We start from the raw sequence: 12,347 nt of genomic DNA, 5'->3' as shown, positions 1-12,347 counted from the left end.
TAATTTTCTGTCCCCAAAGTTACTTGTATAATAACCGGAAACTTGATCGTATGCCTGATACCAAAAAAGAAAACAACAAACACACTGGCAGATGCCTCTGTGGTAATATTTGCTTTGAAATAAAATCAGATCTCAACGATATTTCGGCATGCCACTGTCAACAATGTCGGCAGTGGTCCGGCCACTTTTGGGCCTCGACAGATTGCCTTACAGATCAACTCATTTTCACATCTTCTCTCTCAAGTCTTACATGGTATAAATCTTCCGATCATGCCAAACGTGGGTTTTGCGCGACTTGCGGATCTTCCCTATTCTGGAAACTAACTAAAGATGGTGAAGTTGGGGACTACTATGCTGTTTCAGCAGGATCACTGGATGATACATCCCTGCTAAAAACGAAACGTCATATCTTCTGTCGCTACAAAGGTGATTATTATACTTTGGAAGATAATATCCCCCAAGAAGAAACCTGATAATTAAGGAGTTTAATCAGACAAGACACTTAGGTTACCGGCAAATATAGGTCACATAAATGTTTAGAGAAGTTCAACACTCAGATAAAGAAATAGTCATCGCAATGGCGAAGAGCTATTACCTCGAAGATGGAAATAGCTATGGAGAAACCAGAATAGAAAACGCAATTACCTCTATTCTATCAGGTGAATCCTTGGCAAAATTCTGGATAATCGAAAAGCAGAAAACTTCTATCGGCTATCTCTGTGTATCACTGGGTTTCTCTCTGGAAACAGGGGGCGTGATTTTTTTATCGATGAGCTTTTTGTAGAAAAGGCGTACAGAAATCAAGGTATAGGTACAAAAGCGCTTAAATATGCTTGCAAACAATCAAAAATACTTGGGGCGAGACGCGTTGTTTTGGAAGTTGAACAAGCCAATCCTCGTGCAAAAGCTCTGTACGAACGATTGGGGTTCCAGCTTCATCCCCGTCATTTAATGTCCAAGTTTCTTTGAACAGCGAAAATCAACATAACAACGTATGAACAATAACCCCAATATAAAAACCAGTATTAAAACAGATCTTGAGATGTCTAACGCAAAAACATCGAATATTAAAATGCCTGATTCCAAAATCCTTGTAAGCGCCTGTTTAATGGGAAAACCTGTGCGATATGATGGTCGATATGCATCACAAGGTACTGAAAAACTACATCTCTTACAAAAGCAGGGACGTATGGTTTTACTTTGCCCTGAAGTAGCTGGTGGGTTGCCAACACCCAGATCGCCAGCTGAACGAATATCCGACCGCATACAAGACCAGACAGGCAAAGATTTCACCGATGCCTTTATCCGCGGTGCGGAAAAAGCACTCACTATGTGCCAGGATCACAATATAAAAATCGCCATCCTCAAAGAGGGCAGCCCCTCCTGCGGTAGTGACTTTATTTACGATGGTTCCTTTACCGGAACAAAAATCAACGGGTCAGGTATTGTCACAGATTTACTGCGTGCGAACGGTGTTTCTGTTTTCAGCGAACACAGCATCAAATATGCTCTTGATCTCGCAAACAGATAGATCAGCGTAATAAATTACACGTAGAATATAAATTTCTTCTTTTACGTGCATCAAAGAGTGTTACACTAAGTTCTCTTTTTGTTCCACCGTGGTAAAGATAGATGACTGCACAGATCAATACCGTTTCTTTTCAAGGTATAGAAGTTCGGGACATCGAAGTTCAGGTCCAGTTATCAAGCGGCTTACCCGCCTTTAACATTGTTGGTTTACCAGATAAAGCAGTCGCCGAAAGCCGTGAAAGAGTACGCGCTGCCTTAACGGCAATCGGGCTGGCTCTTCCCCCCAAGAGGATCACAGTAAACCTGGCCCCCGCCGATTTACAGAAAGAAGGCAGTCATTACGACCTTCCCATAGCCCTTGGTATTCTTGCTGCGATGGAAATTGTGCCAACCAGTGAGTTAATAACCTACCTCGTTCTTGGTGAGTTGGCGCTAGATGGAACCATCCGGGCTGTAAACGGCATTCTACCTGCTGCCTTGCAGGCGCTGGCAAATGATAAAGGTATTATTTGCCCTGAAAGTCAGGGTGCAGAAGCTGCATGGGTTAAGGGATTGGAAATCATAGCACCTTCGAACCTTTTAGCGCTTATAAATCATATTAATGGGCGTCAAATACTCTGCCCTCCGAAAACAGCTCTACCTCAACCGACGAACGACCGCCGCCATCTTCCGGATTTAAGGGATGTAAAGGGGCAAGAAACCGCTAAACGTGTGCTTGAAATCGCTGCGGCTGGTGGACACCACTTGCTTTTCAATGGTCCACCAGGGTCTGGAAAATCAATGCTTGCATCTCGATTACCTTCAATTTTACCCGAACTTCTACCCGAAGAAATTCTTGAAGTCAGCATGATTCATTCGCTTGCTGGCCTGCTGAAAAATGGCACCTTGGAAAGTTTACGCCCCTACAGAGACCCTCACCATTCTGCCTCAGCTCCCGCCATAGCTGGCGGAGGACCAAAAGCCAAACCCGGGGAAATATCATTGGCCCACAGGGGTGTTCTCTTTCTAGATGAGCTGCCCGAATTTAACCGTAATGTGCTCGAAACTTTACGCCAACCGTTAGAAACAGGCAAAATATCTATTGCCAGAGCAGAAGCTCATATTACTTATCCTGCGCGCGTTCAAATGGTTGCTGCGATGAACCCCTGTCGCTGTGGAGAAGTTGATCCTGTTACTCAGGTTTGTGCCAGAGGGCCAAGGTGTAGCACGCAATACCAAGCCCGCATTTCAGCGCCACTTTACGACCGTATTGATCTCTATCTAGATGTTCCGCCTGTCAGAGCATCCGATTTATCCCTACCGCCCCCTGAAGAAGGCAGTCACGACGTTGCCCTCAGAGTGCAAGCTGCACGTGATATCCAAACGCATAGGTATGCGGCCTATCCAAAGCAAAATCGTCCCCATTGCAATGCAGAGGCAGAAGGGGAAATTCTGGATAAAGTTGCTTCTCTAGGTCCTAAGGAGAAAGAGTTGATGCAACGCGCATCAGAAAAATTCAAGCTCTCTGCCCGGGCTTATCATCGCATCCTCAAAGTTTCACGTACCATCGCCGATCTGGACAAACAAGATACAATCCAGACAAAACATATCGCCGAAGCCCTGCGCTATAGAAAGCCTAAAAAATAGAACGCGTTAATAACAAGATCCAGTTTATAAAAACTTTTAGAAACATCGGCCTGAGATACTACACTAAACTAAAGTCTATCTTTGTTTGGCATGTAATATATGCCCTTTGATCGTCGTTTCACCTAAAGCCTTACGAGCTTCAAGCCTATGTATTCCTCGCAACAACACGTAACGGTCTTTTCCCTGACGAACACTTATGGGGTTCTGTTCTGTCTCTTCCATGATCTTGTCTGCGGTAATTTTTAACTTTTCAGGGTCAAACTCTTTCCGGCGGCCTGCTGGTACATAAATCTCGTCTATGTTTAGCGTATGAACCTTCAGCACTTTTTTCCTCCCAACCCAATCGATCTGGATAGTTTAATAATCATTTGCTTTATTGGAAATAACTTTCAGAGCAACTTGGCCTGTTAAAAAAGTCCTTCTCGAACAGAGACTCCGCAAAAACCAATGTTTTGCTTGCATTTAAAATCATGAAAATAACAACTTTTAGTTTAACAGTTTAAAATATTAAATACGTAAAATAACCCTATAACTATTTGATTTTCAATAAATAATTATTTTCACTAAAATTTTACTAAAAACAATTTCAATATGAGTCTATAATTACTCACAACTTGTGCGTTTGTTCCTTTTAATTTTAACAGGACTCGCAATGCTCGCAATAAATGAAATCAAGTCACTGCGTCCCTCAAAAATAAGTGAAGTTGGTTCGTGTGAGAGTCTGGTAAATAACTGTCCTTTTGGTATGTACCGTACAGACTTTGAAGGCTATTTTTCTGCTGTAAATCCAGCCTATGCCCGTCTTTTTGGCCTGAACACAGTCGAAGAGTTTTTTGAATATACCAGATCCCCCAACTGTCAACTCTACACCGATCTTGATCTACGTAGAGATATCTATGATCGCCTGAAAAAACAGAACCAGTTAAGCCAGATTGTATACCAGATATTCAAGGTGGATGGCACAACCCAATGGGTTAAAGAACACTGTGTCGCTGTCCGAGATCGATATGGCTCGATTATCGCTTTTGAAGGTTATGTAGAACCTCTGGAAAAGCACGATAATTCAGTTGAAACCAGCTTACTTCCCGAAGCCAGATTCAGAGCCATTTTTGATCAGATTGAAAACATTGCCGTTCAGGGCTACGACCAAAATAGACAAGTTATTTACTGGAATAATGCCAGTGCCAAGCTGTATGGATACTCACAAACTGAAACACTGGGGCAAAAGCTGGAAGATTTGATTATTCCGGAAGATATGCGCGACCATGTCATCACTGTCCATCGGCAATGGCTAGAGCAAAATCAACCAATTCCCTCTGGCGAAACTATCCTCAAAAACAAAAATGGGCATAAAATACCCGTCTATTCCAGCCATATCATGCTCTTGAATTCTTATAACGAGCACGAAATGTACTGCATAGATGTCGAGTTAACCGAAATCAAAAAAGTCGAGCGTGCCTTACGACTTGCAAAAGATCATGCAGAACGGGCCAGCATGGCAAAGACAGCTTTTCTCTCGGCAATGACTCATGAACTACGGACACCTCTGAACGCCATTATTGGTTTTTCTGAAGTTATGGAGCAAAAAATCTTTGGAGATTTGGGTCACCCGAGGTATCAGGAATATGTCAGTGATATTCACCATAGCGGCAGCCATCTCTTGGGAATCATCAATGATATTCTTGATCTTTCCATGATTGAAGCAGGTGAGTTAAATCTTGTTAAAACAAACGTTTGTTTGCGAACCGCAATTGCACACACCATTCAGATCGTACAGCGAAAAGCGATCAATACAGGCATTTCACTACAGACAAATGTTCCCAAAGATCTTCCTCGGATTCACATCGATGAAAGAAGCTTGAAACAAATTCTGCTCAACTTGCTCTCTAACGCGCTCAAATTTACAGATGACCAAGGCGTTGTTACGATGACCGTCAACTATTCAGAGCAAGACGGCTTTCAGATCCAAATTGAAGACACCGGGATTGGCATGAGCAAAACTGAAATTAAACTCGCTTTGCGCCCCTTTACCCAGGTGGATAATAGCATAGAGCGAAAATACGAAGGTACTGGCCTGGGGCTCCCTCTATCAAGATCCCTGGCGGTTATCAATGGCGGCAGCCTCAAGCTAACAAGCACTAAGGGAACAGGAACGATTGCTCTGCTTCATTTCCCTGCTGATATGGCTATATAAAATTGAAATCATAATAAAGTAGATACAAAAAACGGAGGCTAGAGAGCCTCCGTTTAAAACTGAACTATACCCGCTAAGGTATATCTTACTTAAAGCATCCACCAAGATCAGCACCGCCAAGCAAATGCACATGATAATGTGGTACTTCCTGATGCGCATGGGCGGCGTGGTTTGAAATAACACGATAGCCGGATTCAACAATGTCCTTTTCTTTCGCAATCTCACCAATTGCACGATTCAGAGCAACAATCTCATCAGCAGATGCTTTTTCCGAGAAATCAGCAAAAGAAACATAAGACCCTTTTGGAATGATCAAAATATGAACCGGGGCTTTACGAGCAATATCATTAAAAGCCAAAACATGCTCATTTTCAAAAACTTTCTCGCAAGGAATTTCGCCTCTGAGAATTTTTGCAAAGATATTATTTTGATCATAGGCCATTGTTATTATTCCTTTAAAATATAATTATCCCATAAAATAGCAGCCTGTATCATCCGTCAAGATTACCTGTAGATCCTGCCGCAATATGATATCAATATTTTATACGAGACGCTTTCTCGGCAATGCCAGAAATACCTTTACGGCCTTCCAGTGCTTCCCACACATCACTTGGCTTTACGCCACGCGCTTCCCAAAGCACCAAGAGATGATAAAGCAAATCAGCAGATTCAGCCGCAAGCTCTTCTTTTGATCCCCCCACAGCTTCAATAACGGTTTCAACCGCTTCTTCCCCAACCTTCTGGGCGATTTTGTTTACACCCTTTGAAAACAGGCGCGCCGTATGGGATTCTTCCGGATTGTCACCCTTACGGCTGACAATCACGTGGTGAAGTTCATCCAGAATATCTGCCGATAGTTTCTTTTTCGCCATTTGCCCGATCCAATATCCGTCTAGACAGTTCTGACAGGAACACCTGCCTGTGCCATGTGCTCTTTTGCTTCTGCAATGCTGTACGTGCCGAAATGGAAAATCGATGCTGCAAGAACAGCCGTTGCATGACCTTCTTTGACACCATCAACCAGATGATCAAGGTTACCTACGCCCCCGGATGCAATAACAGGGATACGCACAGCATCAGCAATCGCCCGGGTTAGGGGTAAATTATATCCCTGTTTCGTGCCGTCGCGATCCATAGAAGTGAGAAGCAGTTCACCGGCCCCATAGTGTTCCATCTTTTGAGCCCATTCAACCGCATCCAGGCCGGTTTCCTTGCGGCCACCATGAGTGAAAATTTCATACTTACCCGGCGCAACCTGTTTCGCATCAATCGCGACAACAATGCACTGAGAACCAAATTTTTCACTGGCTTCTTTGACAAATTCAGGATTGGTAACAGCCGTTGTATTAATGGAAACCTTGTCTGCGCCTGCAAGCAACAAACTTCTGATATCTTCTAGTGTCCGAATGCCGCCGCCAACCGTAAGAGGCATAAAACACTCTTCTGCCGTTTGGGAAACCACATCCAGCATAATGTCCCGCTTTTCATGGCTTGCGGTAATGTCTAGAAAACAGAGTTCGTCAGCGCCGGCCTTGTCATAAAGACGTGCCTGCTCAACCGGATCGCCAGCATCACGCAATCCAACAAAGTTCACACCCTTCACAACACGTCCGTCTTTCACATCAAGACAGGGAATAATTCTTGCCTTAAGCATTTAACAACTCCGGAACTTCTGAGGTTTTCACCCCGTAATATCACCCATAATATCAAGCGACTTGCTGTCGATGACAAATGACAGTTTGGTTATATCTCAAACAGATTAACGCGTGGCAATTGCACCAGAAGCAATAGAAAGTGCTTCTTTCGCATCAATACGCCCATCATAAATGGAACGCCCGCAGATCACCCCTTCAATTCCGGCGTCCTCAACCAGCTTTAGCTGTTTGATGTCCTCAACCGATGCAACACCACCGGATGCAATCACAGGAATTGAAATCGCTCTTGCCAGATTGGCCGTTGATTCGACATTACAGCCCTGAAGCAGACCATCACGGTCAATGTCGGTATAGACAATGGCACTAACGCCAACATCTTCAAATTTACGAGCCAGATCTGTTGCTTTGAGGTCACTGGTTTCAGCCCAGCCCTCGGTCGCAACCATGCCACCCCGCGCATCAATTCCCACAACGATTTTACCCGGAAACTTTTTACAGGCTTCCATAACCAATTCTGGATTTTTAACTGCAACAGTTCCCAAAATAACCCGCGTAACCCCGGCATCCAGCCACTGTTCAATGGTCTTGATGTCGCGAATACCACCGCCAAGTTGAGTCGGCATGGAAACTGTTTTAACGATATTTTCGACGGCTACCCGGTTCACCGGACGCCCTTCAAAGGCACCATTCAGATCAACCATATGCAGAAATTCAAATCCAGCGTCTTCAAACTCTTTTGCCTGCGCTGCAGGATTAGAATTGAAAACAGTTGCCGTATCCATTTCACCCTTCAACAAGCGAACGGCTTCCCCATCCTTCAGATCAATTGCCGGAAATACGATCATGGTTCTTTATCCTCGGGAGTTATTCAAAAGCTTGCTGTAATAGTGTCCGGCAACCCACTGGTCATCTACTTTGGCGTAGCTGTGTTGCGTTCCCCAACGTGTAAAGCCCAGTTGCTCATAGACACGAATAGCCTGCTTCTGTGTTTCTCGCACATCAAGGTTTAGAACACTCAATTGGCGTTCTTTCGCCGCAAGCTCAACTGCCTTGACCATTTGGGCTGCCAGTCCGTGACCACGGGCCCATGGTGCTAGAAAAAATGAGGACAACTGGCCGGAGTGTGCCTGTGCTTCATTGTTCCGTGGCTGGCAGTGTAATTGAGCTGACCCGCAGATTGTACCATCCAGTCGCGCCACAAAGATTTGCCGACCCGGTATCAACAGCGCCCCGCGCCAGTGATTTTCCATGGTATCGCGTTCGGGAACACGCAGCCATCCAAATCCGCCGCCATCTTCAATGGCAGCTTCAGTTGCATCACAAAGATCATAAAGATCCGGGCCGCGAAATTCTGTAAGTTCGTTCACCCCGACTGTCGGCTCACGATCGGGCATAGTTGGCGTTGCGTTCATGGTTTCCACTTTAGGAAATTGGCAAATAAGCTCAAGCCAGCAGCTTGAGATTTTTCTGGATGAAATTGAGTACCAATCAAATTATCGCGTCCAATAACAGCAACAACTTTATGACCATACTCAACTTCGGCAAAGATATGATCCCGGCTTTCAGGGATATAGTGATAGCTGTGGACAAAGTAAATATGTGTGCCGTCTTCAAGTCCATCCAAAACAGGGTTCTTTTGCTGAACACACAGCTCATTCCAACCCATATGCGGAATCTTCAGGCTTTGGTCTTCCGGGTCCATTTTGACGACTTCGCCAGGAATCCATCCCAGACCTTCGCAGTCTTTGTATTCACGACCGACAGATGCCATTAGCTGCATACCGACACAAACACCCATAAAGGGCTTGCCGCCTTGAATAACCTGTTCCTGCAGGACATCAATCATGCCATCGGCCGCGTTCAGACCGCGCCAACAATCAGCAAAGGCCCCAACACCGGGCAGTACAATACGATCCGCTTTTCGCACCTGTTCCGGATCGCTTGTCACAACAACAGGTGTCCCCAAACCAGATTCAGCAGCCGCACGCTCAAAGGCTTTGGCAGCCGAGCGTAAATTTCCAGATCCATAGTCAATGATCGCGAGCGTCATTTTCAATGCCTCTTCATGTTTACTTTGAAAAGTTTGCTATCAGCTCAGATTGATCAGAGCACACCTTTGGTCGAGGGAATTTCATCCGCCTTACGCGGATCAATCTCGATTGCTTCACGAATGGATCGTGCCAAAGCTTTGAAGCAGGCTTCGATGATATGGTGGTTGTTAAACCCGTGAATCTGATCCACGTGCAACGTCATACCCGCATTAAAGGCAAAGGCCTGAAACCACTCCCGGAAAAGTTCAGTATCCATGTCGCCAATTTTATCTCGGTCAAAAGTCACGTTCCAGACCAGATAAGGACGATTGGACAGATCCAGTGCAACCCGGCTCAGAGCTTCATCCATAGGCAAAAGGCAAGATCCATAACGGCGAATACCCTTGCGATCCCCCAAAGCCCCTTTAAAGGCCTGGCCCAATGCAATACCCACATCTTCGGCAGTGTGATGGAAGTCAATATGCAAGTCGCCCTTGGCACGCAGCGTTATATCCATCAGGGAATGTCGAGAAAGTTGCTCGATCATATGATCGAGAAATCCAACACCCGTTTCCACATCATATTTACCGGAACCATCCAGATTGATGGTTGTCGTAATTTGCGTTTCGTTGGTGTTCCGCTCGATACTTGCTTGCCGCACGGGGGTATCCTTCCCAATGACTGATCGGATGCAATGACCCAAGAGTCTAGTCCGAAAATTGTCTAAATTGTCCAAAATTGTATAGACGACTAAACAGCTTTTTCTCTAGTAAAGCCGCGGCTTTTGTAGCAGGTCAATCCCCTTCATGCCAGAGAGATTTAACCCTTCACACAGATTAAAACTGCAAAGGTCTCTTTTTGACCAAAAACATTCTTTAATAGATCAAATAAATGACCACCTCGTGTGGTTGTCATCCCTTATCATAACTTGTATTACCTATGCCCATAAAATGAGTACGAAAACAGGTTGCCGAAAAGAACACAATTTCCTTTTCCTCAGCAGAAAGATGTTTTTCTCGTACGATCATCCCTTGACGTGAAGCAGTGAATGGACCATTTCAAAACAATGTCTGAACACGATCCAATTAAATGGCGCGGCACGACAATCTTGTCTGTCCGCAAAGGTAACAAGGTTGTTATAGCCGGCGATGGCCAAGTGAGCCTGGGCAACACCGTTATCAAAGCAAATGCACGAAAAGTACGTCGACTGGGCAAAGGCGATGTTATCGCTGGTTTTGCCGGGGCGACTGCCGATGCTTTCACTCTCTTCGAACGTCTGGAAGCCAAGCTGGAAAGCTATCCAAGCCAGCTCACACGGGCTTGTGTCGAAATGGCAAAGGATTGGCGGACCGATCGCTATCTTCGCCGACTCGAAGCAATGATGGTTGTTGCAGATGCCACAACATCCTTGATTCTGACAGGTAACGGCGATGTTCTTGAACCGGAAGATGGCTTGATGGGTATTGGATCCGGTGGATCTTTTGCCCTGTCTGCAGCAAAAGCACTTATTGATATAGATGGCATGGAAGCCGAAGAGATCGCTCGAAAATCTCTTGGCATTGCCGCTGATATTTGCGTTTTCACTAACTCCAATTTGATCGTCGAAAGTATGGACGCCAAATAATGACCGAAAATAACATCCAACACGCCAGCTCTTTTAGCCCACGTGAAATTGTATCAGAGTTGGACCGCTACATCGTTGGCCAGAATGAAGCCAAACGTGCTGTTGCCATTGCCCTGCGCAACCGTTGGAGACGCCAACAGCTCAGCGACGATATGCGCGACGAAGTTCTGCCAAAAAACATTCTCATGATCGGCCCGACCGGTGTTGGTAAAACCGAAATTGCTCGTCGTTTGGCAAAACTTGCCAATGCGCCTTTCCTGAAAGTAGAAGCAACAAAGTTCACCGAGGTCGGTTATGTGGGCCGCGATGTTGAGCAAATCATTCGCGATCTGGTTGATGCTTCCATTCTTTTAACAAAAGAAAGCCAGCGTAAATCTGTTAAGGCACAGGCAGAACAGAATGCAGAAAATCGTGTTCTTGATGCCTTGGTTGGCGAAGGGGCCAGCGAAGAAACCCGGCAAAAGTTCCGGAAAATGCTGCGCGAAGGCCAACTAAACGACAAAGAGATCGAAGTCGAGGTGACTGACCACGGCGGCATGCAAATGCCAACGATGGATATTCCCGGTATGCCGGGCGCAAGCATGGGTATGCTCAATCTGGGTGATATCTTTGGCAAAGGCTTTGGTCAAAAAACCAAAAAACGCCGTCTGAAAGTCGAAGAGTCCTACGAGCTTCTCATGACGGAAGAAAGCGACAAGCTGCTGGATGAAGAAAGCCTTGTTCAGGATGCTATTCGCAATGTTGAACAGAACGGCATCGTCTTTCTGGACGAGATTGACAAAATCACCATTCGTTCAAAACGTTCCGGTGGCGATGTCAGCCGAGAAGGGGTTCAACGCGATCTTCTTCCACTGATTGAGGGAACAACTGTCAGCACAAAACACGGTGCCGTTAAAACCGACCACATTCTCTTTATCGCTTCCGGTGCATTCCATCTGTCGAAACCGTCGGATATGCTGCCTGAACTTCAGGGACGCCTACCTATTCGCGTCGAGCTGAACGCCCTGACCCGGGATGATATGAAACGCATCCTCATGGAGCCGGAAAACAGCCTGATTAAACAATACATTGCCTTGATGGGAACCGAAGAGCTAACGCTTTCCTTTGAAGATTCTGCTATTGATGCGCTTGCAGATCTTGCAGCCGAAATCAATACTTCAGTTGAAAACATCGGTGCCCGTCGTCTTCATACGGTGCTTGAAAAACTGTTGGAAGAAATCTCTTTCACCGCAACAGACAGAAGCGGCGAAAGCGTAACAATTACTGCTGATGATGTAACAGAGCAGGTATCTGGGCTTGCCAAGGATACTGATCTGTCGAAATTTATTCTCTAACGGCTAGGGATGAAGGAAAGACGATGAAGCTAGGCTACCGTTTTATCACAGGTAAAGATGACGACATCTTTTGCAAACGCATTTCGCAAGCATTGGAAGACGGATATCAACTCTATGGCTCTCCTTCTCTGACATTCAACGGCGAAGATGTCATCTGCGGACAAGCTGTTATTTGGCCAGAGGGCAAAGAGAAAGACTGAGCTTAAAGGCCAATTGAAATTATATTGATTACCCAAGCTGTCTCAATGACACGGCAAAATGCAGGTGGATATTTCACCTGCATTTTTCTTTTTCATTCAATGAATCCTGCCCTTTAAAAACCACCCAGAGTACAAAACCTTCGTAGATAGTTCT

The 12,347-nt window shown here is 45.4% G+C and carries 17 protein-coding genes; 9 read left to right on the top strand and 8 right to left on the bottom strand.

Annotation, left to right across the window (positions count from 1 at the left end):
- Nucleotides 1-50 precede the first annotated feature (50 nt).
- From WH96_RS10610 to WH96_RS10595, 5 genes are all read left to right on the top strand, one after another.
- A complete protein-coding gene (locus WH96_RS10610) occupies nt 51-473 on the top strand; it encodes a GFA family protein (protein WP_047764108.1) in 423 nt (140 codons plus the stop codon).
- 59 nt (nt 474-532) lie between these two features.
- Nucleotides 533-784, top strand: coding sequence for a hypothetical protein (locus WH96_RS22535; RefSeq protein WP_245629476.1), 252 nt, complete (start codon nt 533-535; stop codon nt 782-784).
- Nucleotides 676-969, top strand: a complete 294-nt coding sequence (locus WH96_RS22765) for a GNAT family N-acetyltransferase (RefSeq protein WP_407060098.1) — start codon at nt 676-678, stop codon at nt 967-969. The genes WH96_RS22535 and WH96_RS22765 overlap by 109 nt, the downstream gene beginning before the upstream one ends.
- A gap of 103 nt (nt 970-1,072) precedes the next feature.
- Nucleotides 1,073-1,531 (top strand): DUF523 domain-containing protein, encoded by a 459-nt coding sequence (locus WH96_RS10600; RefSeq protein ID WP_047764273.1) that lies wholly within the window; start codon nt 1,073-1,075, stop codon nt 1,529-1,531.
- A 101-nt stretch (nt 1,532-1,632) separates the two neighbouring features.
- Nucleotides 1,633-3,156 (top strand): YifB family Mg chelatase-like AAA ATPase, encoded by a 1,524-nt coding sequence (locus WH96_RS10595; protein ID WP_047764106.1) that lies wholly within the window; start codon nt 1,633-1,635, stop codon nt 3,154-3,156.
- Nucleotides 3,157-3,231: 75 nt separating this feature from the next.
- Here the strand turns inward: WH96_RS10595 and WH96_RS10590 are convergent, their stop codons facing one another.
- Complete coding sequence (locus tag WH96_RS10590) at nt 3,232-3,480, bottom strand: ParB N-terminal domain-containing protein (RefSeq protein WP_047764105.1); 249 nt, start codon at nt 3,478-3,480, stop codon at nt 3,232-3,234.
- Nucleotides 3,481-3,808: 328 nt separating this feature from the next.
- Between WH96_RS10590 and WH96_RS21335 the strand changes: the two genes are divergently transcribed.
- On the top strand, nt 3,809-5,350 hold the full coding sequence (locus WH96_RS21335; protein ID WP_053005835.1) for a PAS domain-containing sensor histidine kinase: 1,542 nt from the start codon (nt 3,809-3,811) through the stop codon (nt 5,348-5,350).
- Between the two features lie 85 nt (nt 5,351-5,435).
- Here WH96_RS21335 and WH96_RS10580 read toward each other — a convergent pair whose 3' ends face one another.
- The 7 genes from WH96_RS10580 to hisB all read right to left on the bottom strand — a co-directional run bounded on the left by WH96_RS10580 (nt 5,436) and on the right by hisB (nt 9,696).
- Nucleotides 5,436-5,792 (bottom strand): HIT domain-containing protein, encoded by a 357-nt coding sequence (locus WH96_RS10580; RefSeq protein ID WP_047764104.1) that lies wholly within the window; start codon nt 5,790-5,792, stop codon nt 5,436-5,438.
- 91 nt (nt 5,793-5,883) lie between these two features.
- Nucleotides 5,884-6,222 (bottom strand): phosphoribosyl-ATP diphosphatase, encoded by a 339-nt coding sequence (locus WH96_RS10575; RefSeq protein WP_047764103.1) that lies wholly within the window; start codon nt 6,220-6,222, stop codon nt 5,884-5,886.
- Nucleotides 6,223-6,242: 20 nt separating this feature from the next.
- Nucleotides 6,243-7,004 carry an imidazole glycerol phosphate synthase subunit HisF gene (gene hisF / locus WH96_RS10570; RefSeq protein WP_047764102.1) on the bottom strand — a complete coding sequence of 254 codons (762 nt, stop codon included), beginning with the start codon at nt 7,002-7,004 and terminating at the stop codon, nt 6,243-6,245.
- A gap of 105 nt (nt 7,005-7,109) precedes the next feature.
- A complete protein-coding gene (hisA, locus tag WH96_RS10565; protein ID WP_047764101.1) occupies nt 7,110-7,850 on the bottom strand; it encodes a 1-(5-phosphoribosyl)-5-[(5-phosphoribosylamino)methylideneamino]imidazole-4-carboxamide isomerase in 741 nt (246 codons plus the stop codon).
- A gap of 6 nt (nt 7,851-7,856) precedes the next feature.
- Nucleotides 7,857-8,417, bottom strand: coding sequence for a GNAT family N-acetyltransferase (locus WH96_RS10560; RefSeq protein WP_245629475.1), 561 nt, complete (start codon nt 8,415-8,417; stop codon nt 7,857-7,859).
- Entirely contained in the window at nt 8,414-9,055 is a 642-nt protein-coding gene (hisH, locus tag WH96_RS10555; protein ID WP_047764100.1) for an imidazole glycerol phosphate synthase subunit HisH, read from the bottom strand. The genes WH96_RS10560 and hisH overlap by 4 nt, the downstream gene beginning before the upstream one ends.
- 53 nt (nt 9,056-9,108) lie before the next feature.
- The gene (gene hisB, locus WH96_RS10550; RefSeq protein ID WP_047764099.1) at nt 9,109-9,696 is read right to left on the bottom strand and encodes an imidazoleglycerol-phosphate dehydratase HisB; all 588 of its coding nucleotides are present in this window, start codon (nt 9,694-9,696) and stop codon (nt 9,109-9,111) included.
- Nucleotides 9,697-10,101: 405 nt separating this feature from the next.
- Here hisB and hslV point away from each other — a divergent pair, with 405 nt between their 5' ends.
- Genes hslV through WH96_RS21760 form a run of 3 tightly spaced genes read left to right on the top strand, consistent with a single transcriptional unit; the run spans nt 10,102 to nt 12,193 of the window.
- A complete protein-coding gene (hslV, locus tag WH96_RS10545) occupies nt 10,102-10,659 on the top strand; it encodes an ATP-dependent protease subunit HslV (RefSeq protein WP_113772008.1) in 558 nt (185 codons plus the stop codon).
- Nucleotides 10,659-11,993, top strand: a complete 1,335-nt coding sequence (gene hslU, locus WH96_RS10540) for an ATP-dependent protease ATPase subunit HslU (protein ID WP_047764098.1) — start codon at nt 10,659-10,661, stop codon at nt 11,991-11,993. Before hslV ends, hslU begins: the two co-directional genes overlap by 1 nt.
- Before the next feature lie 23 nt (nt 11,994-12,016).
- Entirely contained in the window at nt 12,017-12,193 is a 177-nt protein-coding gene (locus tag WH96_RS21760; RefSeq protein ID WP_082130424.1) for a DUF1737 domain-containing protein, read from the top strand.
- The last annotated feature ends 154 nt before the right edge of the window (nt 12,194-12,347 follow it).

The sequence above is a fragment of the Kiloniella spongiae genome (genome assembly GCF_001026905.1).
Classification (GTDB): domain Bacteria; phylum Pseudomonadota; class Alphaproteobacteria; order Kiloniellales; family Kiloniellaceae; genus Kiloniella; species Kiloniella spongiae.
This window is presented reverse-complemented; position numbering and strand designations above follow the sequence as displayed.

Bases quoted from the DNA above. Each gene is read 5' to 3' on its own strand.
- WH96_RS10610 (WP_047764108.1), top strand. From the start codon at position 51: ATGCCTGATACCAAAAAAGAAAACAACAAACACACTGGCAGATGCCTC.
- WH96_RS22535 (WP_245629476.1), top strand. From the start codon at position 533: ATGTTTAGAGAAGTTCAACACTCAGATAAAGAAATAGTCATCGCAATG.
- WH96_RS10600 (WP_047764273.1), top strand. From the start codon at position 1,073: ATGCCTGATTCCAAAATCCTTGTAAGCGCCTGTTTAATGGGAAAACCT.
- WH96_RS10595 (WP_047764106.1), top strand. From the start codon at position 1,633: ATGACTGCACAGATCAATACCGTTTCTTTTCAAGGTATAGAAGTTCGG.
- WH96_RS21335 (WP_053005835.1), top strand. From the start codon at position 3,809: ATGCTCGCAATAAATGAAATCAAGTCACTGCGTCCCTCAAAAATAAGT.
- WH96_RS10580 (WP_047764104.1), bottom strand. From the start codon at position 5,792: ATGGCCTATGATCAAAATAATATCTTTGCAAAAATTCTCAGAGGCGAA.
- WH96_RS10575 (WP_047764103.1), bottom strand. From the start codon at position 6,222: ATGGCGAAAAAGAAACTATCGGCAGATATTCTGGATGAACTTCACCAC.
- hisF (WP_047764102.1), bottom strand. From the start codon at position 7,004: ATGCTTAAGGCAAGAATTATTCCCTGTCTTGATGTGAAAGACGGACGT.
- hisA (WP_047764101.1), bottom strand. From the start codon at position 7,850: ATGATCGTATTTCCGGCAATTGATCTGAAGGATGGGGAAGCCGTTCGC.
- WH96_RS10560 (WP_245629475.1), bottom strand. From the start codon at position 8,417: ATGAACGCAACGCCAACTATGCCCGATCGTGAGCCGACAGTCGGGGTG.
- hisH (WP_047764100.1), bottom strand. From the start codon at position 9,055: ATGACGCTCGCGATCATTGACTATGGATCTGGAAATTTACGCTCGGCT.
- hslV (WP_113772008.1), top strand. From the start codon at position 10,102: ATGTCTGAACACGATCCAATTAAATGGCGCGGCACGACAATCTTGTCT.
- hslU (WP_047764098.1), top strand. From the start codon at position 10,659: ATGACCGAAAATAACATCCAACACGCCAGCTCTTTTAGCCCACGTGAA.
- WH96_RS21760 (WP_082130424.1), top strand. From the start codon at position 12,017: ATGAAGCTAGGCTACCGTTTTATCACAGGTAAAGATGACGACATCTTT.